The organism is Streptomyces turgidiscabies Car8, from assembly GCF_000331005.1.
GTDB lineage: Bacteria > Actinomycetota > Actinomycetes > Streptomycetales > Streptomycetaceae > Streptomyces > Streptomyces turgidiscabies.
On record NZ_AEJB01000149.1, the window covers coordinates 1 to 22258 of the forward strand.

Genomic DNA, 22258 nt, shown 5'->3' on the forward strand with positions numbered 1-22258 from the left:
GCGCCCTGCCACTCACGGGTCCTGAACGGTGTCCGAACAGGTCCTTGAGTGCCGGGTGTTCAGGCAGACGGGAAGGTGATCTTCCAGCCGTTGATCTTGCCGGTGTCCTGGGCGGCCTTGTCCTGAACCCGCAACTGCCAGGTCCCGTTGGCGACCTCGGAGGAGGCGTTGACCGTGTACGGCTCGTTCACGTTGTCCGCCGAGTCCGAGGAGCTGAACGGCTTCAGGTTGTAGACCGAGCCGTCCGGCGCCACCAGGTCGACCACGAGGTCGCCGCGCCAGGTGTGCGTGATGTTCGGCGTGACCACCAGGTTGGTGGGCGCGTTGCCGGTGATGCCGGTGACCGCGAGCGACGAGGTCACGGCGGCGCCGTTGTCCGGAATCGATACGACGGTCGAGGACTCGAAGGAGGTGCCGGTGCCGCCGCCACCGCCGCCCGGACGCGTACCGACGTTGATCCCGGCCCACGCGTTCTGCACGGCCGTGTACTCGGCGCTCGTCGTCCCGTACAGCTCACCGGTGGCCGCGAGGGTGCCGGTGCGGGCCCCCGCGTAGTTGGTGTTCGTCGTGAACTTCGTGCTGAGCGCGCGGAACCAGATCTTCTCCGCCTTGTCCCGGCCGATGCCGGTCACCGGCAGCCCGTCCGAGGTGGCCGAGTTGTAGCTGACGCCGTTGATGGTCTTGGCGCCGCTGCCCTCGCTCAGCAGGTAGAAGAAGTGGTTCGCCGGGCCGGACGAGTAGTGGACGTCGACCGAACCGACACCCGAGTACCAGCTGTCCTTGGACGCGCCGTCCTTGCTCGGCTTGTCCATGTAACGCAACGGCGTGCCGTCGCCGTTGATGTTGATCTCCTCGCCGATGAGGTAGTCACCGACGTCGGAGGCGTTGTTGGCGTAGAACTCGACCGCGGTGCCGAAGATGTCCGAGGTGGCCTCGTTGAGGCCGCCGGACTCACCCGAGTAGAGCAGGCCCGCCGTGTTGGCGGTGACGCCGTGGGTCATCTCGTGGCCGGCCACGTCGATCGAGGTCAGCGGGTTGGCGTTGCCCGACCCGTCGCCGTACGTCATGCAGAAGCAGCTGTCGGACCAGAACGCGTTGACGTACGCGTTGCCGTAGTGGACGCGCGAGTACGCGCCCACGCCGTCGCCCTTGATACCGGTGCGGCCCTGGACGTTCTTGTAGTAGTCCCAGGTGAGCGCCGCGCCGTAGTGGGCGTCGGCGCCGGCCGACTCCAGGTTGGACGCGAGACCGTTGCCCCAGACGTCGTCCGGGCCCGAGAAGAGGGTGCCGGTGCCGGAGGAGCCGCGGTTCAGGTTGTACGTCTTGTGGCCGCCGCGCGCGCCGTCGGTCAGGTTGTACGTCGAACCCGACTGCGTGGTGGTGAGGTCGACCGCGCCGCTGTACACCGTGTTGCCGGTGCCGGTCTCGATGCCCTGGTACTCGAAGAGCTTCTTGCCGGTGGCAGCGTCGGTGATGACGTGCAGCTCGTTCGGGGTGCCGTCGTGCTGGAGGCCGCCGACGACCGTCTCGAACGCGAGCACCGGGGTGCCGGAGGCGGCCCAGATGACCTTCCTCGGCTCCTTGCTCAGCTTCGGGCTCTTCGCCTCGGCCTTCGCCGCGGTCAGCGCCTGCTGCTCCGCCTTCGCGACCGGCAGCGAGGCCGTCGTCGACGCCACCTTGATGGTGGCCCGCGTCGCCTTCACGACACCCTTCGTGGCACCCGACTTGGCGGTGTCGACCACCAGGTCGCCGCCGAGGACGGGAAGTCCCTCGTACGTGCGCTCGTACCGCGTGTGCACGGTGCCGTTGCCGTCCTTGACGACGTCACGGACGACGAGCTTCTCCTTGGCGCCCAGGCCGAGTTCCCTGGCCGTCTCCACCTTGGTGGAGTTGGCCTCGGCCAGTAGTGCGGCGCGCTGCGCGGGGGACAGCTTGACGGACTCCGCGCCCGGTATGACCTTGCCCGCGGCCGACGGTGCCTTCTCCGGGGCTGCGGTGGCGGCACCGGACTGAACTGCCGCTGCCAGTAGGGCGGTTACCGCGACAAGGGCGCCGGTGGCGACCCGCCGCTGAGTGGAGGTGTGGGGGGTGCGTCTGTGGGACAGGCGTCTCAACACTGACTCCTTCTGCGTGGCCGCTGGTCCAACGGCCAGGGGGGACCGAACGGTGGTCGTCCGTCCGGGGCAGATCAGGTGCGTGCGGATGCGCGGCGAAGCTCACAGCGGAGTGACTGTGGAGCCGCTGTGAAGGTGCCGTGGGAAGAGTGGCAGGCGCGCCCACACGCTGTCAGGACCGCGTCAACAAGTTGGCTGGAAAAGGTTCGTTGACCGGTTGGTCATGTTCGCTATACGGGCTATTCATTCTTTTGCATCGAACCGATCTTTTCTGTTGAAGTCGGTTGCTGCTCCCCGTGCCACGACCGCCACAGCGCCGCGTACGCCCCGCCCGCCGTCACCAGCCCCTCGTGCGTGCCGAGTTCGGTGATCAGCCCGTCTTCCATCACGGCCACCCGGTCCGCGTCGTGCGCGGTGTGCAGCCGGTGCGCGATGGCGATCACCGTCCGCCCCTCCAGTACGGCGGCCAGCGCGCGCTCCGTGTGACGGGCGGTCGTCGGATCGAGCAACGCCGTCGCCTCGTCCAGGATCAGGGTGTGCGGGTCGGCCAACACCACACGGGCCAGGGCCAGTTGCTGGGCCCGTGACCCGTCGGTCGACTCCCCGTCGGGGCCCAGCGCGGTGTCCAGCCCGGCAGGCAGCTCCCGCACCCAGTCGGCGGCCCCTACAGCCGCCAGCGCCGCCCACAACTCGGCGTCCGTGGCCGCCGGTTCGGCGATCAGCAGGTTCTCCCGGACCGTGCCCAGGAAGACATGGTGCTCCTGCGTGACCAGCACGACCTGGCGCCGCAGCTCCTCGGGCCCGAGCGAGGAGACCGGTACGCCACCCACGGTCACCGTGCCCGAACGCGGTTCGTCGACCCCGGCGAGCAGTCGGCACAGTGTCGTCTTGCCCGCACCCGACGGTCCCACCACCGCGAGCCGTTCACCCGGCCGCACCGTCAGATCGACCCCGCGCAGCACCTCGCCCCCACGGTCGTACGCGTACCGCACCCCGGTCACATCGATCCGGTCCCCCACCGGTACCGGCGACGTCTCCGACCCGCCCTTCGGAGCCCGCCCGAGCCCCTCCACGCGCGCGAACGAGGCTCCGCTGGACTGCAGTTGCTCCATCCAGGTCAGCACCTCGTCGAGCGGTGCCTCCAACTGCCGCAGATACAGGGCAGCCGCCACGACCGCGCCGAGGCTGATCGTCCCCTGCCCGTGCAACGCGCCGCCCACCACCAGCACGACGACCACCGGGAGGACGTACGACACCTCCACGGGCGGGAAGAACACCGTCCGCAGATACAGCGTGTGCAGGCGTCTGCTGCGGGAGTCGTCCAGCGCCTCCCGGCTCACCGCGACCCGTCGCTCGGCCAGCCCGAACGCCTCGACCGTGCGCGCCCCCGAGGCGGTAGCGGAGAGAATTTCGGCCACTTCGGAGTTCGCGGCACCCTCGGCGAGGTACGCGGTGCGCGCCCGGCGCAGATACCAGCGCAGGGCGAACCAGATACCGGTCTGCGCGAGCACCGCCGACAGGCCGAGCAGCGGGTCCAGCGCGAACACCGCGCCGACGATGAACAGACACTGCACCGAGGCGATGAGCAGCTCAGGGCCCGCGTCGCGCAAGGTCGTGCCGACCGTGCTGACGTCGGCCGTCCCCCGGGCCGTCAGGTCACCGGTCCCGGCCCGCTCCACCACCGACGCGGGCAACGCGAGAGCCCGGTCCACGAACTCCTCCCGCACCCGCGCGAGCGTCCGCTCCCCGAACCGGTACCCGACGTACCGCGCCCAGCGCGCCAGCAGCAACTGGGCCACCGCGCACACCACGATGACCAGCCCGAGCCGGTCCACCGCCGAGACCCCGGCGCCCGCCCGCACCTCGTCGATGATCCGCCCGAGCAGCCACGGCGCGACGAGCCCGGCACCGGCGGCAGCCGAGTTCAGCAGCAGCACGGCGGCGAAGGCCCGCGCGTCGGCACGGATCAGCCGGACGGCGGCCCGGCGGACGTCGGCCGCGGTGGCGACGGGCAGTTGGGACGCACTCACCGTACGGACTCCTCGATGCTTTCCAGGCCGTCTTCGCCCGTCAGGTCCGCCGGGCTCCCCTGCTCGTCCGCGTCGCGCGCCACCAGGGCCCGGTAACCCGGTTCCCGTGCGAGCAGCCGCTGGTGGCTGCCGACGGCCGCCGTCTTGCCGTCGACCAGGTAGTACACGGTGTCCGCCCGGTCCAGCACCAGCGGCGAGGTGGACGCCACGACGGTCGTACGGTCCGTGCGCTCGCCGCGCTCGGCGCGCAGCCGGTCCGCGACGGCGGCCTCGGTGTGCGCGTCCAGCGCCGACGTCGGCTCGACGGCGAGCAGTACCTCGGGATCGGCGAGCAGCGCCCGCACCAGCCGTACGCGCTGCCGCTGCCCGCCGGACAGGTTGCGGCCCTGGGCGTCGATCGCCGAGTCCAGCCCCTCCGGCAGCCCGAGAACGATGTCCTCGGCGACAGCCGCGCGCACCGCACGCGCGATGGCCTCCTCGCCGAACTCTCCACGCCCGGAGACCAGTTCGCGCAGGGTCCCGGCGAACAGGTCGGCCTCGTTGTCGGCGACCAGGATGCGGGCGCGCACCTGGGCGAGGGCGATCTCGTCGAGCCGTACGCCACCCCAGGTCGCCTCCGACGGCGCGAACCGGCCGAGCCGGTCGACGACGCCGACGGCATCGGCGGGCCGCGCACCGGCGAGCGCCGTCAGCCGCCCCGGCACGACGGTCACACCGGAGTCGGGGTCGTGGAGCGTGGCCGGGGACACGGGCGCGTCCAGCCCCCGGCCACCCGCACCGCCGCCGCCCTCGTCGTCGGGGTCGAGCGCCAGGAACCGTACGACCCGCCGGGCGGCCACCAGAGCGCGGCTGATCTGGAAACCGCACTCGATGAAGAACGCCACCGGCACGATCAGCACGGCCACATAGCCGTACACCGACACCAACTCGCCCACACTGATGGATCCTTGGGCGGCCAGTCGGGCCGCGAGCCAGGTCACCAGCGCGAGGAACAGCGTCGGCAGGCCGACCCCGAGCGCCTGGATCCAGCTGCTCACCGACCCGACCCGGTACCCCTGTTCCTGGAGGCGGCGCGAGTCACGGCGGAAGGCGTCCGCGAACAACCCTTTGCCGCCGAGCCCGTTGAGGACGCGCAGTCCGCCCGAGAGGTCCCCGATCCGGGCGGTCAGGACACCCTGACGTTCCCGGTACGACGACTCCACTCCCTGCAGCCGGCCGAGCAACGGCCCGATGAGGACGGCGACCACGGGCACGCCGAGCAGGATCACGGCGGCGAGCGTCGGTGACACAGACAGGAGCAGTCCGGCGACCACGCTGTAGGAGACGATCGCGCCGACGCCCGGTCCGACGAAGGTCAGCGACTGGGCGATCGTCGACACGTCACCGACGCCGATCGTGACGACCTCCCCGGCCCCGACCTGCCTCGGCAGCGCGGCCCCCAGTCGCACGGCCTGCCCGATCACGACCTTCACCGTACGGAAGTTGGCGTCCATCCGGACCCGGGTCATCGTGCGGTGCCGCATGATGCTCAGCCAGGCGCTGAACGTCCCGGCGGCGAGAATCGCACCCGCCCAGCCGGCCAGCACGGCCTGGTCGCCCGGTTCGAGACCGTCGTCGACGGCCCGGGACAGCAGATACGGCGACAGCGCCATCAGCGTCGTCCAGATGCTGCCGAGCAGCGCCCCCATCGCACACCGCCGCCACTGCTGCCGCACCAGCCACACCAGATAACGGGCGGGACCACGGGAGTCGGGCGTGCCGGGATCCTCGTACGCGTCGATCATCGTTCTCTCGTCCCCCGCTCCGTGCTGTGATTCCGGTTCACGAACTCACGCCAGGCTGTCCCGCCAGGCCCGGTGCAGATCCGCGAACCGGCCCGTCCCGGCGATGAGTTCGGCAGGGGCGCCGTCCTCGACGATCCGCCCGTGCTCCATCACCAGGACGCGGTCGGCGATCTCGACGGTCGACAGCCGGTGCGCGATCACGACGGCCGTACGTCCCTTCAGGACCGTCGACATCGCGCGCTGCACGGCCCGTTCACCCGGGATGTCGAGCGAGCTGGTCGCCTCGTCGAGGATCAGCACCGCCGGATCGGCGAGCAACGCCCGCGCGAACGCGACGAGTTGGCGCTGCCCAGCGGAGATACGGCCACCTCGTTTGCGTACGTCCGTGTCGTAGCCGTCGGGCAGCGCGGTGATGAAGTCGTGGGCGCCGATCGCCTTCGCCGCACGCTCGATCTCCTCGCGCTCGGCGTCCGGGCGGCCGATGGCGATGTTGTCGGCGACGCTGCCGGAGAACAGGAAGGCCTCGTGCGTCACCATCACGACCCCGCGCCGCAGGTCGGTGGCCGACAGGTCGGGCAGATAGACGTGGTTGAGGAGGACATGCCCCTCGGTGGGGTCGTAGAAGCGGGCGAGCAGCTTGGCCAGGGTGGACTTGCCGGCGCCGGTCGAACCGACGACCGCGACGGTCTGCCCGGCGGGGAGGGTGAGGTCGAAGCGGGGCAGGACCTCGCCGCCGGTGCGGTAGGCGAACCGGACCCCGTCGAAGACGACCTCGCGCCCCGGGTGCTCGGACTCACGTACCGGCAGGGGCTGAGGAACCGAGGGTTCGGGGACGGAGGGTGTCTGGGCGAGGAGGCCGGAGATCTTCTCCAGGGAGGCGGTGGCCGACTGGTAGGAGTTGAGGAACATACCGAGCCGGTCGATGGGGTCGTACAGCCGCCGCAGGTACAGCACGGCGGCGGCCAGTACACCCAGCTCCAGCGAGCCGCTCGCGACCCGGTGGGCGCCCCACAACACCATCGCCGCGACAGCGGAGTTGGCCACGACACGGGAGCCGACGACGTAACGCGCCATCTCCAGGATCGCGTCGCCGTTCTTGCGCTCGTGGTGCCGGTTGAGGGCCTCGAACTCCGTGTCGTTGGCCGCCTCGCGGCGGAACGCGCGCACCGGACGGATGCCGTTCATCGTCTCGACGAACTTGACGATGACGGCGGCGATAGCGGTGGACCGCAGCGCGTACACCCGGCCGGCCCGGCGCTGGTAGAGCCGGACGAGGAGGTAGAGGGGCACGAAGGAGGCGATGGCGAGTGCGCCGAGGCTCAGATCCAGCCAGAGCAGGACGGCCGAGATGTAGGCGAAGGACAGGGCGATGGTGACGAGTTCCTGCAGCCCGTCGTTCAGCAGCTCGCGCAGCGACTCGACGTCCGCCGTGGAACGGGAGATGAGCCGGCCCGAGGTGTAGCGCTCGTGGAAGTCGAGGCTGAGCGCCTGCGCGTGCCGGAAGATACGCCCGCGCAGATCGAGCAGCGCGTCCTGACTGACCCGGGCGGCGGCGGAGATGAACCAGTACTGCAGCCCGCCCGACGCCAGCGCGCAGAGCAGATAGCCGACGCCGACGGCGACGAGCGGCCCGTTGTCGTGGTCCCGGAAGGCCGGCACACCCCGATCGATGGCGTACGCGACGAGCAGCGGGCCCGCCTGGACCGCCGCCTGCTGCAGCAGCAGAAGCACGGCGGTGAGCGCGACGCGGCCCCTCATCGGGGAGAGGAGAGAGCGGAGCAGGGTCGCGGTGGCGCCCTTGGGGGTGGGCAGGTCGTCCTGGTCGAAGGGGTCGCCGGGGCCGGGGGTAGGCGAGGGGGGATCGGCGAGGGTGCCCTCGGCGGCCGGCCCGGCGGCCGGAGAGGGGGGCTGTTCGTCGTCGGGGGTCGGCGCGGTGGTCGTGGGCGCCGTCATCGGGCGGCCTCCTCGAAGCTGTCGGTGGTGCCGTGGGGGGAGTCGCCGCGGTCGGTCTCCTCGTCCGCGCCGGCCATCAGCCAGGCGTACTCGGCGTTCGTCCGCAGGAGTTCGTGATGCGTGCCCACAGCGGCGATCCGCCCGCCGGAGAGGAGGGCGACGCGGTCGGCGAGCAGCACCGTGGACGGGCGGTGCGCCACGATCAGGGCCGTGGTGTCGGCGAGGACCCGGCGCAGCGCCGCCTCGACGGCGGCCTCCGTGTGCACGTCCAGCGCGGACAGCGGGTCGTCGAGGACGAGGAACCGGGGTCTGCCCACGACCGCCCGGGCCAGCGCGAGCCGTTGCCGCTGGCCACCGGAGAGGCTGAGGCCCTGCTCACCGACCTGGGTGTCCGAGCCCTGCGGCAGCGCGTGCACGAAGTCGGCCTGCGCCACGGAGAGCGCGTGCCGCAGCTCCGCCTCGCCCGCCGAGTCCCCGGCGCCCATGAGGACGTTCTCGCCGACGCTCGCCGAGAAGAGCGTCGGCTCCTCGAAGGCGACGGCGACCAGGGCGCGCAGCTCGTCCCTGGGCAGGGCGGAGATGTCGTGGCCGTCGAGGGTGATGCGCCCCGACGTCACCTCGTGCAGCCGGGGGACGAGCGCCGTGAGCGTCGTCTTCCCGCTGCCGGTCGTACCGACGAGGGCCAGGGACTCGCCGGACCGGATGTGGAGGTCGACGCGGTCGAGGACGGGAGGTGAACCGGCTGGGGCGTCGGGATAGCGGAACGAGACGTCGTGAAAGCGCAGCCCACGGTCGCCGTACGGGAGACCGGAGGCATCGGGGGTATCGGGGGCAGCGGGAACATCGGTGGAGGGTGACCCGGCGCCTTGGAGGGCGGCCTTCTTCTCCCCTTCCGGATCCTCGTCCATCACCTCGAAGTACCGCTCCGTGGCGGTGGCCGCGTCCTGGCTCATCGCGAGGAGGAAGCCGATGGAGTCGACGGGCCAGCGCAGGGCCAGGGCCGTGGACAGGAAGGCGACCAGCGTGCCGGCCGACAGATCACCGTCGGCGACCTGCACGGTCCCCAGCACGAGCGCCGCCCCGATCGCCAGCTCCGGCAGCGTGACGATCGCCGCCCAGATCGCCGACAGCAGCCGCGCCTTGTGCAGCTCGGTCCCGCGCAGCGTCCCCGACAGCTCGCGGAACGCCCGCGCCTGACTGCGGTGCCGCCCGAACCCCTTGATGATCCGGATGCCGAGCACGCTCTCCTCGACGACCGTCGTCAGGTCGCCCACCTGGTCCTGCGCACGCCGGGCCACCAGGTGGTAGCGCCGCTCGAAGACGATGCACACGACCAGGACGGGGATGGCGGGCCCCAGGATCACCAGCCCGAGCGACCAGTCCTGGACCAGCATGATGATCACACCGACCAGGATCGTCACCGCGTTGACGAACAGGAACGTCAGCGGGAAGGCGAGGAACATCCGCAGCAGCTGCAGGTCCGACGTCGCCCGGGACAGCAGCTGACCGGACGGCCACCGGTCGTGGAAGGCGACCGGCAGCCGCTGGAGCCGCCGGTACAGCGCCGCCCGCATCGCCGCCTCGACCCCGGCCAGCGGTCTGGCCACCAGCCACCGCCGCAGCCCGAACAGCAGCGCCTCCCCGACCCCGAGCAGCAGCAGCCACAGCGCCCCGAACCACACGCCACGGGAGTCACGGTCGGCGATCGGCCCGTCCACCAGCCACTTCAGGACGAGTGGGATCACCAGCCCCATGCAGGAGGCCAGTACGGCGACGAGGGCGGCGACGAACAGACGGGCGCGCACCGGCCGCACAAAGGGCCACAGACGCAGCAGAGTGCGTACGGCGGAGCGGCCGGCCTGGGCCTCGGGGTCCTTTGCGGTTGCACGTGTCGTGGACATCATGCCGAGCCTACAAACCACCACTGACAGTGCCTACCGAGTTTTGGCCCGGATCGGGTCGGGCGCAGGTCCTACGACCTGCGTGTTCGAGCAGTCGCACGTGCGGCCGTACGGGCACTCGTGCACGTGGTCGTACGTGCGTATCAACCGATCGGTTGATGCCGTTCCGAGCGCGTCGGCCGATGTGCCGCCCCCGCCCGGACCGCGACGCTGAGCGCATGTCCGTCATCGAAGTGCACGACCTGCGCAAGACCTACGGCGGCCGTCCCGTCGTGGACGGCGTCTCCTTCGCCGTCGAGGAGGGCGAGATCTTCGGCATCCTCGGCCCGAACGGCGCCGGCAAGACCACCACCGTCGAATGCGTCGAAGGCCTACGGGTGCCCGACGGCGGCCGGATCCGGGTCAGCGGCCTCGACCCGGTCACCGACCGCCGGGCCACCAGCCTGGTCCTCGGCGCCCAGCTCCAGGAGAGCGAACTGCAGGCCAAACTGACCGTCCGTGAGGCCCTGGAGCTCTACGCGGCCTTCTATCCACGCCCGGCCGGCTGGCGCCCCCTCGCCGAGCGCCTCGGCCTGACCGACCGGCTCGACACCAGGTTCGGCAAGCTCTCCGGTGGCCAGAAACAGCGCCTGTTCATCGCGCTCGCCCTCGTCGGCGGTCCCCGGGTCGTGGTCCTGGACGAGCTGACCACGGGCCTCGACCCCCGCGCCCGCCGGGACACCTGGCAGCTCATCGAGGACGTACGGGCGAGCGGGGTGACCGTCCTCCTGGTCACGCACTTCATGGAGGAGGCGCAGCGGCTGTGCGACCGGATCGCCGTGATCGACAAGGGGCGGATCGCCGCCCTGGACACCCCGGCCGGCCTGATCCGCCGCTCGGCGGGCGCCACGGTGATCAGCTTCACGCCGTCCGCTCCCCTTGCCGAGGACGATCTGAACGCCCTCCCGGCGCTCGCGTCCGTCGACTACCGGGACGGCCGCGTCACCCTCTCCGGCACCGACGAGACCGTCAACGCCGTCATCACCCTCCTCGCCCGCAGCCATGTCACCGCCCACCAACTCCGTGTCACCGACGCCACGTTGGACGACGCGTTCCTGGACCTCACCAAGGAGGAAGCGGCATGAGCGCCACGAACGCCATGAACATGAACACGCCCGTCGCCGACACCGCCGTACTGAACACCGCGGTGCTGAAGGCCGAGATCCGACTGATGAGCCGCGAGCCCGGCGCCCTCTTCTGGATCCTGCTGTTCCCGACGCTCCTCCTGGTGATCCTCGGCTCGATACCCTCCTTCGGCGACGCGCAGGCCGAACTGGGCGGCCTGCGGACGATCGACGTGTACGTGCCGGTGACCGTGCTTCTCGGGCTGCTCGTCGGCGGGCTCCAGTCCATGCCGCAGACCCTCACCGGCTACCGCGAGCGCGGCATCCTGCGCCGGATGTCCACCACCCCGGTCCGCCCGGCCGCCCTCCTCCTCGCGCAGATGCTGGTGTACGGCGCGACAGCCCTGGCGTCGTCGCTGCTCGCCCTCGGTGTCGGCCGGTTCGCCTTCGACGTACGACTGCCACGGCAGCCCTTCGGCTACGCCCTGGCCCTCCTCCTGACCGTCCTGGCCGCACTCGCGCTCGGCGCGGTGATCTCCGCGCTGTCCCGGACGACGAAGGTCGCGGGCGCGATCGGCTCGGCCGCCTTCTTCCCGTCGATGTTCTGCGCCGGAGTGTGGGCGCCGGTGCAGACCATGCCGGACGTGCTGGCCAGGATCGTCGGCTGGACCCCGTTCGGCGCGGCGGCCGAGGCGCTCAACCGGGCGGCGGCGGGGGACTGGCCCGGCTGGGACCACCTGGGCGTGCTGGTGGCCTGGACGGTGCTGCTGACGGCGGGCGCCGCACGCTGGTTCCGATGGGAGTAGGGGACGGTCGACGGTCCGTGCGGACTTCCGTGCAGACTGGGGGCATGACCGCGGCGGACACACAGCTCGACCGGCGCATGGAGCAACTGCACATCTGGGGGCCGTACGGGCTGCTCGGCGTCAGCGCGGTCCTCGCGGCCGTCTCCGCCGAGCTGATCGACGGCCCCGCCCGATGGCAGGCCGCCGGGGTCCTCGTCGGCGCCGCGCTCGCCCTCCAGCTCTGGTGGCACGGCACCCGCCCCCGTCGGGCCGACCATGGCCGGACCCCGTCCCGGGCGGGGACCGCGTACTACGTCGTCCGCTGGGCCATCGCCTTCCTGCTCACCTGGATCAACCCGTTCTTCGCGTTCTACGCCGCCACCGGCTACATGGACGCCGACGAGCTGATCCCGGGCCTGTGGCGGCGACTCGGGCTCTTCGCCAGCGCGGTGACCGTGGCCGCCGCCCAGGCCGGCGGGCTGCCGTTCGAGAGCGGGGGCCAGTGGGCCGCGTTCGCCGGGCTGCTGGCCGTCAACTTCGGTCTGCAGGCGCTGGTCGCCCACGCCACCGAGCAGGAGGAGCAGCGCTCCCGCGACCGGGCCGCCACCATCACCGAACTCGAACGCACCAACACGGCGTTGCAGCAGGCGCTCGACGAAAACGCCTCCCTGCACTCCCAACTCCTCCTCCAGGCAAGGGAAGCGGGCGTCGCGGACGAACGCCGACGGCTGGCCGCTGAGATCCATGACACCATCGCCCAGGGCCTGACCGGGATCATCGCCCAGCTCCAGGTGGTGACGAACACCCCGGACCGCACCCTGGCGCGCGAACACACGGACCGCGCGATGAAGTTGGCCCGCCACAGCCTCGGCGAGGCCCGCCGCTCCGTGCAGAACCTCGCCCCCGTGGCCCTGGAGAGCGACGACCTGCCGGAAGCCCTGAAGAAGACGGTCGCGGACTGGGCCGAACGGACGGGCGTACGCGCCGAGTTCACGGTCACCGGCCCGGCACGACAACTCCACGCGGAGCTCGCGGCGACCCTTCTGCGCATCGCCCAGGAAGCCCTGTCGAACACGTCCCGCCACGCCCGCGCGTCACGGGCCGGCGTCACCCTGACCTTCCTCGGCGACGAGGTGATCCTCGACATCCGCGACGACGGCGAGGGCTTCGACCCGCTCGCGGTCCGCTCACGCACCGGCACCGGCGGCTTCGGTCTCGACGGCATGCGCGCCCGCGCCGAACGCGTCGCGGGCGCGCTCACCCTGGAGTCCGAGCCGGGCCACGGCACGGCCGTCTCGGCACACGTACCGTTGGTCCCCCATGACCACTGACGCACCCATCACCCTCCTGATCGTCGACGACCACCCCGTCGTACGGGACGGTCTGCGCGGCATGTTCGAGTCGGCGCCGGACTTCACGGTCCTCGGCGAGGCCTCGAACGGCGTCGAGGCCCTGGAACTGGCCGCCACCCTCGACCCCGACGTCGTCCTGATGGACCTGCGGATGCCGGGCGGCGGCGGAGTCGACGCCATCGCCGAACTGACCCGCCGCCGCTCCCGGGCGAAGATCCTCGTCCTGACGACGTACGACACCGACTCCGACACCCTCCCCGCGATCGAGGCGGGCGCGACGGGCTATCTCCTGAAAGACGCGCCGAGGGACGAACTCTTCACGGCGGTACGGGCGGCCGCCCAGGGCCGCACGGTCCTCTCCCCGGCGGTGGCCTCCCGTCTGGTCTCGGCGGTCCGCACCCCCGGCAACGAGCCCCTCTCGGCCCGGGAACGCGAGGTCCTGGCCCTGGTCGCCAAGGGCACGTCGAACCGGGAGATCGCCCGCGTCCTGTTCATCAGTGAGGCCACGGTGAAGACCCATCTCACCCACCTGTACGGCAAGTTGGGCGTCAAGGACCGAGCGGCGGCGGTGGCGACTGCGTACCAGCGGGGCATCCTGGGCTGACCCGGCCCGGCGGATACGGCCTGATCCCTCATCCCTCACCCCTCGTCTCTAATCACGTTGAGGGTCCCGTGGCGCCGCCCTAAGGTCAGGCGCATGTCTTTGCGTCTCCGAATGCGTCAAGCCCTGCCGGAAGCGATGCGCGCCCGCGACAAAGTCGCGGTCAGTGCCCTGCGCGCGACACTCGGCGCGCTGGACAACGCCGAAGCGGTGCCCGTGGGCGAAGCCGAACTGCGCGGCGTGGCGCTTGAGTTGTCGCCGGTGGGCGCCGGCGCCACCGAAGCGGCGCGGCGCGAACTGAGCGAGGACGCCGCGATGGACGTCGTACGCGCCGAGGCCGCCGAACGACTGGACGCGGCAGCGCAGTTGACCGCGCCCGCGCACGCCGACCGGGCCGCGCGACTCCGGGCGGAGGCCGCCGTACTGCTCCGCTTCCTCGACGGCGATGACGGCGATGACGACGGCGAGAACAACAACGACAACGACGTGCGCTCGCACGGGATGGGTGAACGATGAGTCTCACGCTGGACGGACCGGTCCTGGAGGGCTCACTCGTGCGCCTGGAGCCACTGGACCACCGGCACGCGCCGGACCTGGCCGCCGCGGCGGAGGAGGACCGTGACTCGTACCGGTTCACCTGGGTGCCGAGGGTGGCCGACGTCGGCGAGTACATCGACGCCCAGCTCGCCCGCGCCGCCGCGGGCCAACTGGCTCCGTACGCGCAGGTGGACCGGGCGTCGGGACGCGCGGTCGGGGCCACGGCCTACTGGGATCCGCGGCGGTGGCTGGACGGCGACGCCCTGTGCGCGATCGAGATCGGCTTCACCTGGCTCGCGGCCTCCGCCCAGGGCACCGGGCTCAACACCGAGGCCAAGTACCTGCTGTTCCGGCACGCGTTCGAGAACTGGGACGTGGCCCGCGTCGACCTGAAGACGGACGCCCGCAACGGCCGTTCACGGGCCGCGATCGAGAAAACGGGCGCGCGCTTCGAGGGCGTGCTGCGGAACTGGTCCCGCTCATGGGCACCGGGCGAGGAAGGCCGGCTCCGTGACTCCGCGATCTTCTCGATCACCGCGGAGGAGTGGCCGGTCTGCCGGACGGGACTCGAACAGCGCATCGCGCGCGTTCGCGAACACGGCGGCCCGAGTCCAGTGAATTCGCCGGTGCAGCGATGTCCGAACTGAAGCGGCTGGACGCCGGCCATGCGCCGGCGGTCCTGGCCTTCGAGCTGGCCAATCGCGCCTACTTCGCCGCCTCGGTCTCCGACCGCGGCGACGCCTACTTCGCCCGGTTCGCCGACCGGTACGACGCCTTGCTGGCCGAGCAGGAGGCCGGCGTCTGTGCTTTCTACCTGCTCGTCGCCGAGGACGGCTCGGTACTCGGCAGGTTCAACCTGTACGACTTGGAGAACGGCACCGCCGGACTCGGCTACCGGGTCGCGCAGCACGTCACAGGCCGTGGCGTGGCGACCGCGACCGTCCGGGAACTGTGCCGGCTGGCGGCCGCGCGGCACGGCCTGCGCACCCTGAGGGCGGCCGCCGCCCACGACAACGCCGCGTCGCAGAAGGTGCTGACCAACGCCGGATTCGCCCCGGTAGGCCCAGCCGACCCGTCCGACCTCGGCGGCAAGCAAGGCACCTGGTACCAACGGGACCTGACACCTCAGCCGTAGCCCCCGCCCCTCACCCCACCACGCGCAGCAACAGCACAGCCCGCCCAGGCACCCCGATCTCCTCCCCGGCCCGGTATTCGACCCCCGGTGCCTCGCCCTGCTCCTCCCGGGACGTGTCGACGACGACCTCGTAGCGGTCGGCCCAGGGTGCCCCCGGGAGCACGAAGCTCGTCGGGCGGTCGCCCGCGTGGAGCACGGCCAGGAAGCTGTCGTCGACGATCGGGGCACCCCGGGCGTCCCGGCCCGGGATGTCGCGACCCGAGAGGTACATGCCCAGGGTCGACGCCGGTGCGTACCAGTCCCCTTCCGTCATCTCCGCGCCCCGAGCCGTGAACCAGGCCAGGTCCCGGAGGCCGTCCGTCGAACGGGCCCGGCCGGAGAAGAACGCCCTGCGGCGCAGCACGGGATGCCGGTGCCGCAACTCGATGAGGCGCGCGGTGAGTTCGGTCAGGGCGCGCCAGCCCGGGTCCTGCAGCAGGCTCCAGTCCACCCAGCTGATCTCGTTGTCCTGGCAGTACGCGTTGTTGTTGCCGCCCTGGGTACGCCCCAGTTCGTCACCCGCGACCAGCATCGGAACGCCCGTCGACAGCAGCAGAGTTGTCAGCAGGTTGCGCAGTTGGCGGCGGCGCAGTGCCTGCACCCGCTCGTCGTCCGTCTCGCCCTCCGCACCGCAGTTCCAGGCGCGGTTGTCGTCCGTGCCGTCCCGGTTGCCCTCCCCGTTGGCCTCGTTGTGTTTGCGCTCGTACGACACCATGTCCCGGAGGGTGAAACCGTCGTGCGCCGTGACGAAGTTGACCGAGGCGTACGGGCGCCGGCCGCCCCACGCGTACAGGTCGCTCGACCCCGACAGGCGGTAGCCCAGGTCCCGTACGTCCGGCAGCGCGCCCCGCCAGAAGTCCCGTACCGCGTTGCGATAGCGGTCGTTCCACTCCGTCCACAGGGGTGGGAACGCGCCGACCTGATAGCCGCCCGAACCGACGTCCCACGGCTCCGCGATCAGCTTCACCCGCCTCAGCACCGGGTCCTGGGCGATCACCGCCAGGAAGGGGGAAAGCATGTCGACGTCGTGCATCGACCGGGCCAGGGCCGCCGCCAGGTCGAAGCGGAAGCCGTCCACCCCCATCTCCGTCACCCAGTAGCGCAACGAGTCGGTGATCAGGCGCAGTACGTGCGGCTGGACCACGTGGAGGGTGTTTCCGCAGCCCGTGTAGTCCGCGTACCGGCGCGCGTCGTTCTGCAGCCGGTAGTAACCCCGGTTGTCCATGCCGCGCAGCGACAGCGTCGGGCCGTGTTCGTCCGCCTCCGCCGTGTGGTTGTAGACCACGTCGAGGATGACCTCGATGCCCGCCGCGTGCAGTGCGCGCACCATGCGCTTGAACTCGCCGACCTGCTGGCCCGCCGTGCCCGTGGCCGCGTAGCCCGCGTGCGGGGCGAAGTAGCCGATCGAGTTGTAGCCCCAGTAGTTCTTCATGCCCCGGCGCAGAAGATGGTCCTCGTGCGCGAACTGGTGCACCGGCAGCAGCTCCACCGCCGTCACGCCCAGCTTGGTCAGATGTTCGATCGCCGCCGGATGCGCCAGGCCGGCGTAGGTGCCCCGCAACTCCTCCGGGATGCCCGGGTGCAGTTTCGTGAACCCCTTGACGTGGACCTCGTAGATCACCGAGTCCGCCCACGGTGTCTTCGGGCGGCGGTCGTCCGCCCACTCGTCGTCGGGGGCGTCGTCGTGGACGACCACTCCCTTCGGGACGAAGGGCGCCGAGTCCCGGTCGTCGCGCACGGTGTCCGCGACGTGCTGCTGGGGCCAGTCGCGGACATGCCCGTACACCTCGGGGGGCAGGTCGAAATCACCGTCCACCGCACGGGCGTACGGGTCCAGGAGCAGCTTCGCCGGGTTCCAGCGGGCGCCGGTCCACGGGTCCCAGCGGCCGTGCACGCGGTAGCCGTACCGCTGGCCCGGCATGACCCCGGGCACGAAACCGTGCCAGATCTCGTGCGTCAGTTCGGTGAGGGAGACGCGGGTCTCCACCTCACCACCGCCCCCGTCACCGTCCCCGACCTCGCCGAACAGGCACAGCTCCACCGCCTCCGCCCCACCCGCCCACAGCGCGAAGTTGGTGCCCGACACCCCGTCCGGGCCGGTGCGAAAACGTGCGCCCAGTGGCATGGGCGTCCCCGGCCACACGGGTACGGAGGGCAGCGCGGCGCGTGGCACGCCGTTCGGCGCGGGTTCGGTGGTGGCGTCGGTGGTGACGTCGGTGTCTGGCAACACGGCTTCGGGGCGCCTCTCCTCGACGGCGCGCTCGTTCGCGACCGCCTTCTGCTCGGCTGCGCTGGACACCTCTCCGCCTCCCGCGACTCGTGGAACGGGTGAAACCGGTGGAACGAGTGAAACTGAGCCAGCACAACGAGAACAAGTGTGCGGCGTCCCGGCCGCAGAGCCCTGTCGCGTCGCTCTTCGCGTCGTTTCTCCCCCCTGTTCTGCCCAGAGCGCGGCTCGCACTCACGTTTCCCCAGGGCGGGCCGCGTCGTTGGGGTCTCCGTGAGGCACGTAACTGGGCGCGCTCGGCGCGCGAGGGCCGGGCTGGCCGCCGTACTGACATGGGCAGGACTGCTGGCCGGAGCAGCCGGCTGCACTTCCGAGGGGGTGGGAGGGGTGGACTCGGTGTTCGGGAAACCCCGGGCGCCGTTGGACGTGATCCGCGTCTCGCCGGACGACGGCAGCCGCTCCGTACGCCCCGACAACCCCCTTCTCGTACGGGTGCCCAGCGGGCGCCTGGAGTCGGTGAAGGTCGTCAGGGCCCAGGACGCGCAGGAGTCGGAGGTGGCCGGACGGATCTCCGAGGACGGGCTGTCCTGGCGGCCCGACGACGCGCGGCTCGCGCTGGCCGCCAGATACACGGTCGACGCCGTGGCGCTCGACGCCCACGGCCGCCGCTCGGCCCGGCACACGACCTTCACCACGTACGTGCCCGACGAGCGGTTCATCGGATACGTCGTCCCGGAGAACCGCGCCACCGTCGGCACCGGAATGATCGTGTCGCTGGAGTTCAACCGGGGGATCCGCAACCGCGCGGCCGTCGAACGCGCGATCCACGTCACCGCCGAACCCGCCGTCGAGATCCGCCCGCACTGGTTCGGCGACGACCGCATCGACTTCCGGCCCGAGGAGTACTGGGCGCCCGGCACCGAGGTCACCGTCGACCTGGCGCTGCGGGACGTCGAGGGGGCGCCGGAGGTGTACGGGATCCAGCACAAGACGTTCACGTTCACCGTCGGCCGCAGTCAGGTCTCGCTCGTCGACGCCGCCGCGCACACCATGGAGGTCCGGCGCGACGGCGCACTGCTCGCCACGGTGCCGATCACGGCGGGGGCGCCGAAGTCCACGACGTACAACGGCAAAATGGTGGTCACCGAGATGCTGGAGCTGACCCGGATGAACGGTGCCACGGTCGGCTTCAAGAAGAAGGACGGCAGGGGCGAGTACGACATCCCGGACGTGCCGCACGCGATGCGGCTGACCACCTCCGGGACCTTCCTGCACGGCAACTACTGGGCGCCGGACGCCTTCGGCAACACCAACGTCAGTCACGGCTGTGTCGGGCTGAAGGACGTGAAGGGCGGCAGTTCGGACAGTCCGGCGGGCTGGTTCTTCGACCGGAGCCTCGTCGGCGACGTCGTCGAGGTCGTCCACAGCAAGGACAAGAACGTCGCTCCCGACAACGGGCTCGGCGGCTGGAACATGGACTGGAAGGAGTGGAAGGCGGGCACCGCCGTGAAATAGCCGGGAGTCACGGGAGTTGAGGTACGGGGCGGTCACCGGGGAGCTGTGACGGTCACTGGAGCGACGTGAACGGTCGGGTCCGACAATCTGATGATGTTGGGACGAAACAGTGACCTTCTGGGGCCGCCAGGGGGTGTGACCTTGTGCTTAATATGCGCCCGGGTGCGTGGGACGCGCCGGGGAAGCGGGCCTGGACCAGGCCACGGGGAGGGGAGATCAGCTTGAACGCGCGACCGATATCGGGGGCTTCGGCTGCGGCACGACGAGGCGGGGCACGGGGAAGCGGGATGCGGGGGAGCAGGGGGCCACTGGCGCTGCTCGCCGGTGTCGTGCTCGTCGCCGTCACCGCGTGCGGCGGGGGCGGCGGCTCGGACGCGGGGTCCGACGACGCCAAGCCCAAGGGCAAGGACTCCACCACCGCAGCGACCCAGCAGTCGCAGGCGGTCGTCACCATCGCGCCCAAGGACGGCGCGAAGTCCGTGGACACCAGCGGCGCGCTCACCGTCAGCGCCGCGAAGGGCAAGCTGACCGAGGTCAAGGTCGAGGACTCCAAGGGCAACGCGGTCGCGGGCGCGCTGACCGCCGGCGACACCAAGTGGGCGCCCGCGACGCATCTCGCCGCGTCGACCACGTACAAGGTGCACGCGGTGGCGAAGGACACCGAGGGCCGTACGGCGGCGGAGGAGTCCTCCTTCACCACCCTGACCCCGAAGAACACGTTCGTCGGTACGTTCACGCCCGAGGACGGTACGAAGGTCGGCGTGGGCATGCCGTTCTCGGTCCGCTTCACGCGGGGCATCACACACCCCGAGGACGTCGAGAAGGCCATCACCGTCAAGACCGAGCCGGCCGTCGACGTCGAGGGCCACTGGTTCGGCAACGACCGCCTCGACTTCCGCCCGGAGAAGTACTGGGCGCCGGGCACGAAGGTCACCGTCACCCTCGCCCTCGACGGCGTCGAAGGGCGCCCCGGCGTCTACGGCAAGCAGGCCAAGCAGGTCTCCTTCACCATCGGCCGCAGCCAGGTCTCCACGGTCGACGTCAAGACCAAGAAGATGGTCGTACGACGGGACGGCAAGGTCATCAAGACCATCCCCGTCACCACCGGCAAGCCCGGCTACGACACCTGGAACGGCCAGATGGTCATCACCGAGCGCCTCGAAGTGACCCGGATGAACGGCGAGACGGTCGGCTACGGCGGCGAGTACGACATCAAGGACGTCCCGCACGCCCAGCGCCTGACCGACTCCGGCACCTTCATCCACGGCAACTACTGGGGCGGCGGCGCCTTCGGCAACTACAACGCCAGCCACGGCTGCATCGGCTTGCGGGACGTGCGCGGCGGCTACGACAGCGGGGTGTCGGCGGCCTGGTTCTTCAACCGGTCGATGATCGGCGACGTGGTGATCGTGAAGAACTCCAACGACCGGATCGTGAGCCCGGACAACGGCCTCAACGCCTGGAACATGTCCTGGGAGAAGTGGAAGGCGTAGTCCCGGTCAGGTTGTCGTGGGCCCGGTGTGACTGACAGCACCGGGCCCGTAGCCGTTAGCCCCCGTTAACCTGCCTTCATGACCGTGAATCTCGAAGTCGCCGAAGGTGTGGGCACGATCCGGCTGGACCGGCCGCCCATGAACGCGCTGGACGTCGCCACCCAGGACCGCCTCAAGGAGCTCGCGGAGGAGGCCACCCGTCGGGACGACGTGCGGGCGGTCGTCGTGTACGGCGGGGAGAAAGTGTTCGCGGCCGGCGCGGACATCAAGGAGATGCAGGCCATGGACCACGCGGCGATGGTCGCCCGGTCCAGGGCTCTGCAGGACTCCTTCAGCGCCGTCGCCCGCATCCCCAAGCCCGTCGTCGCCGCCGTGACCGGCTACGCGCTCGGCGGCGGCTGCGAGTTGGCGCTCTGCGCGGACTACCGCATCGCCGGCGACAATGCGAAACTCGGTCAGCCGGAGATCCTACTGGGAGTGATCCCCGGCGCGGGCGGTACGCAGCGGCTCTCCCGGCTGATCGGCCCCTCCAGGGCCAAGGACCTGATCTTCACCGGACGGATGGTCAAGGCGGACGAGGCGCTGTCACTCGGTCTGGTGGACCGCGTGGTACCGGCCGCCGACGTGTACACCGAGGCGCACGCCTGGGCGGCGAAGCTCGCGCAGGGACCTGCTATCGCACTGCGCGCGGCGAAGGAGTCGATCGACGCGGGTCTGGAGACGGACCTGGAGACGGGGCTCGCGATCGAACGGAACTGGTTCGCGGGCCTGTTCGCGACGGAGGACCGGGAGATCGGGATGCGGAGCTTCGTGGAGGAGGGCCCCGGCAAGGCGAAGTTCCTCTGACTTCCGCCTTCCGCCGATTTCCGTCAGGGCACTCGCGGTTGACGCGATGTCTTGTACGGGTCCCTCGAAGGAGCGGTTTATGGGAGCCTTAAGCCAGCCTTAAGCCTGTGATGACGAGGGGGCCTGTCGCTTGCCCGAAAGTGAGCTTCCGCCGCAGGTCAAAGGGGCTGTGGAAGCCACCGAATTGCCAGCGACATATGCCGGACGGTCTATTCGGAATGACGCGTTCCGGGGGGCGTATTCCTCCGGAACGGCCCCCGAGGGCGGCGTGGGCGGCCATGATGGGGGCATGGCGGGGCTGGAGGGCATGGAACAGCCGCGGGGACACGGCCGTGCGACCGCGGCGCGGTGGTCGCCTGCGGTCGAGGACGAACGAGCACTCAAGGCGCTCGAGTTGTTCGGAAACCCGACGGAAGCAGAGGTTCCGCTGCCGTCCCGCCCCGAATCCGCCGCCACCGCCCGCCGCCTCGCCCAGGTCATCGTGCTCCGCCAGTGGGGGCTGAGCCCCAAGATGACGGAGGACGCGGTCCTGCTCGTCTCCGAACTGGTCGGCAACGCGGTCCGTCACACCGGCGCGCGGGTGTTCGGCCTGCGGATGCACCGGCGCCGCGGATGGATCCGCGTCGAGGTCCGGGACCCCTCACGCGGGCTGCCGTGTCTGATGCCGGTTCAGGAGATGGACATCAGCGGGCGAGGACTGATGCTGGTGGACAAGCTCTCCGACCGCTGGGGCGTCGACCTGCTGCCGCGCGGCAAGACCACATGGTTCGAGATGCGGGTCGCCGACCGGTAGGGCGTGCGGCCGGGGTCTGGGGGGTCCGGGGTCCGGGGTTTGGGCAGCGG

Annotated in this window: 17 protein-coding genes; 11 read left to right on the forward strand and 6 right to left on the reverse strand. The window is 70.9% G+C overall.

Annotation, left to right across the window (positions count from 1 at the left end; all coding sequences use genetic code 11):
* Positions 1-59: 59 nt before the first annotated feature.
* The 5 genes from STRTUCAR8_RS09385 to STRTUCAR8_RS09405 form a co-directional block, all read right to left on the reverse strand.
* The gene (locus STRTUCAR8_RS09385; protein WP_006375336.1) at positions 60-2114 is read right to left on the reverse strand and encodes a M4 family metallopeptidase; all 2055 of its coding nucleotides are present in this window, start codon (positions 2112-2114) and stop codon (positions 60-62) included.
* A gap of 239 nt (positions 2115-2353) precedes the next feature.
* A complete protein-coding gene (locus STRTUCAR8_RS09390) occupies positions 2354-4144 on the reverse strand; it encodes an ABC transporter ATP-binding protein (protein ID WP_006375360.1) in 1791 nt (596 codons plus the stop codon).
* Positions 4141-5928 carry an ABC transporter transmembrane domain-containing protein gene (locus STRTUCAR8_RS09395; RefSeq protein ID WP_006375354.1) on the reverse strand — a complete coding sequence of 596 codons (1788 nt, stop codon included), beginning with the start codon at positions 5926-5928 and terminating at the stop codon, positions 4141-4143. The genes STRTUCAR8_RS09390 and STRTUCAR8_RS09395 overlap by 4 nt, the downstream gene beginning before the upstream one ends.
* A gap of 45 nt (positions 5929-5973) precedes the next feature.
* Entirely contained in the window at positions 5974-7881 is a 1908-nt protein-coding gene (locus STRTUCAR8_RS09400; protein WP_006375345.1) for an ABC transporter ATP-binding protein, read from the reverse strand.
* Positions 7878-9782 (reverse strand): ABC transporter ATP-binding protein, encoded by a 1905-nt coding sequence (locus STRTUCAR8_RS09405; RefSeq protein WP_044471919.1) that lies wholly within the window; start codon positions 9780-9782, stop codon positions 7878-7880. Before STRTUCAR8_RS09405 ends, STRTUCAR8_RS09400 begins: the two co-directional genes overlap by 4 nt.
* A gap of 218 nt (positions 9783-10000) precedes the next feature.
* On the opposite strand from STRTUCAR8_RS09405, the gene STRTUCAR8_RS09410 reads away from it, so the two are divergent.
* The 7 genes from STRTUCAR8_RS09410 (at position 10001) to STRTUCAR8_RS09440 (ending at position 15295) form a co-directional block, all read left to right on the forward strand.
* Entirely contained in the window at positions 10001-10906 is a 906-nt protein-coding gene (locus STRTUCAR8_RS09410; protein ID WP_006375337.1) for an ABC transporter ATP-binding protein, read from the forward strand.
* On the forward strand, positions 10903-11691 hold the full coding sequence (locus STRTUCAR8_RS09415) for an ABC transporter permease (RefSeq protein WP_006375335.1): 789 nt from the start codon (positions 10903-10905) through the stop codon (positions 11689-11691). The genes STRTUCAR8_RS09410 and STRTUCAR8_RS09415 overlap by 4 nt, the downstream gene beginning before the upstream one ends.
* 44 nt (positions 11692-11735) lie before the next feature.
* Complete coding sequence (locus STRTUCAR8_RS09420) at positions 11736-13001, forward strand: sensor histidine kinase (protein ID WP_044471916.1); 1266 nt, start codon at positions 11736-11738, stop codon at positions 12999-13001.
* Positions 12991-13626: a response regulator gene (locus tag STRTUCAR8_RS09425; protein WP_006375351.1), complete on the forward strand. Its 636-nt coding sequence runs from the start codon at positions 12991-12993 to the stop codon at positions 13624-13626. Before STRTUCAR8_RS09420 ends, STRTUCAR8_RS09425 begins: the two co-directional genes overlap by 11 nt.
* 135 nt (positions 13627-13761) lie before the next feature.
* A complete protein-coding gene (locus STRTUCAR8_RS09430; protein ID WP_006375348.1) occupies positions 13762-14139 on the forward strand; it encodes a GatB/YqeY domain-containing protein in 378 nt (125 codons plus the stop codon).
* Positions 14136-14807 carry a GNAT family N-acetyltransferase gene (locus STRTUCAR8_RS09435; protein WP_006375328.1) on the forward strand — a complete coding sequence of 224 codons (672 nt, stop codon included), beginning with the start codon at positions 14136-14138 and terminating at the stop codon, positions 14805-14807. The genes STRTUCAR8_RS09430 and STRTUCAR8_RS09435 overlap by 4 nt, the downstream gene beginning before the upstream one ends.
* Positions 14795-15295, forward strand: a complete 501-nt coding sequence (locus tag STRTUCAR8_RS09440) for a GNAT family N-acetyltransferase (RefSeq protein WP_006375356.1) — start codon at positions 14795-14797, stop codon at positions 15293-15295. The genes STRTUCAR8_RS09435 and STRTUCAR8_RS09440 overlap by 13 nt, the downstream gene beginning before the upstream one ends.
* Positions 15296-15305: 10 nt before the next feature.
* Here the strand turns inward: STRTUCAR8_RS09440 and glgX are convergent, their stop codons facing one another.
* Positions 15306-17633, reverse strand: a complete 2328-nt coding sequence (gene glgX / locus STRTUCAR8_RS09445; protein WP_006375330.1) for a glycogen debranching protein GlgX — start codon at positions 17631-17633, stop codon at positions 15306-15308.
* 201 nt (positions 17634-17834) lie between these two features.
* Here glgX and STRTUCAR8_RS09450 point away from each other — a divergent pair, with 201 nt between their 5' ends.
* The 4 genes from STRTUCAR8_RS09450 (at position 17835) to STRTUCAR8_RS09465 (ending at position 22208) form a co-directional block, all read left to right on the forward strand.
* Positions 17835-19076 (forward strand): L,D-transpeptidase, encoded by a 1242-nt coding sequence (locus tag STRTUCAR8_RS09450; protein ID WP_044471917.1) that lies wholly within the window; start codon positions 17835-17837, stop codon positions 19074-19076.
* A 221-nt stretch (positions 19077-19297) separates the two neighbouring features.
* The gene (locus tag STRTUCAR8_RS09455) at positions 19298-20569 is read left to right on the forward strand and encodes a L,D-transpeptidase (protein ID WP_407705510.1); all 1272 of its coding nucleotides are present in this window, start codon (positions 19298-19300) and stop codon (positions 20567-20569) included.
* Between the two features lie 78 nt (positions 20570-20647).
* Entirely contained in the window at positions 20648-21415 is a 768-nt protein-coding gene (locus tag STRTUCAR8_RS09460; protein WP_006375333.1) for an enoyl-CoA hydratase/isomerase family protein, read from the forward strand.
* A 289-nt stretch (positions 21416-21704) separates the two neighbouring features.
* The gene (locus tag STRTUCAR8_RS09465) at positions 21705-22208 is read left to right on the forward strand and encodes an ATP-binding protein (protein WP_006375339.1); all 504 of its coding nucleotides are present in this window, start codon (positions 21705-21707) and stop codon (positions 22206-22208) included.
* The last annotated feature ends 50 nt before the right edge of the window (positions 22209-22258 follow it).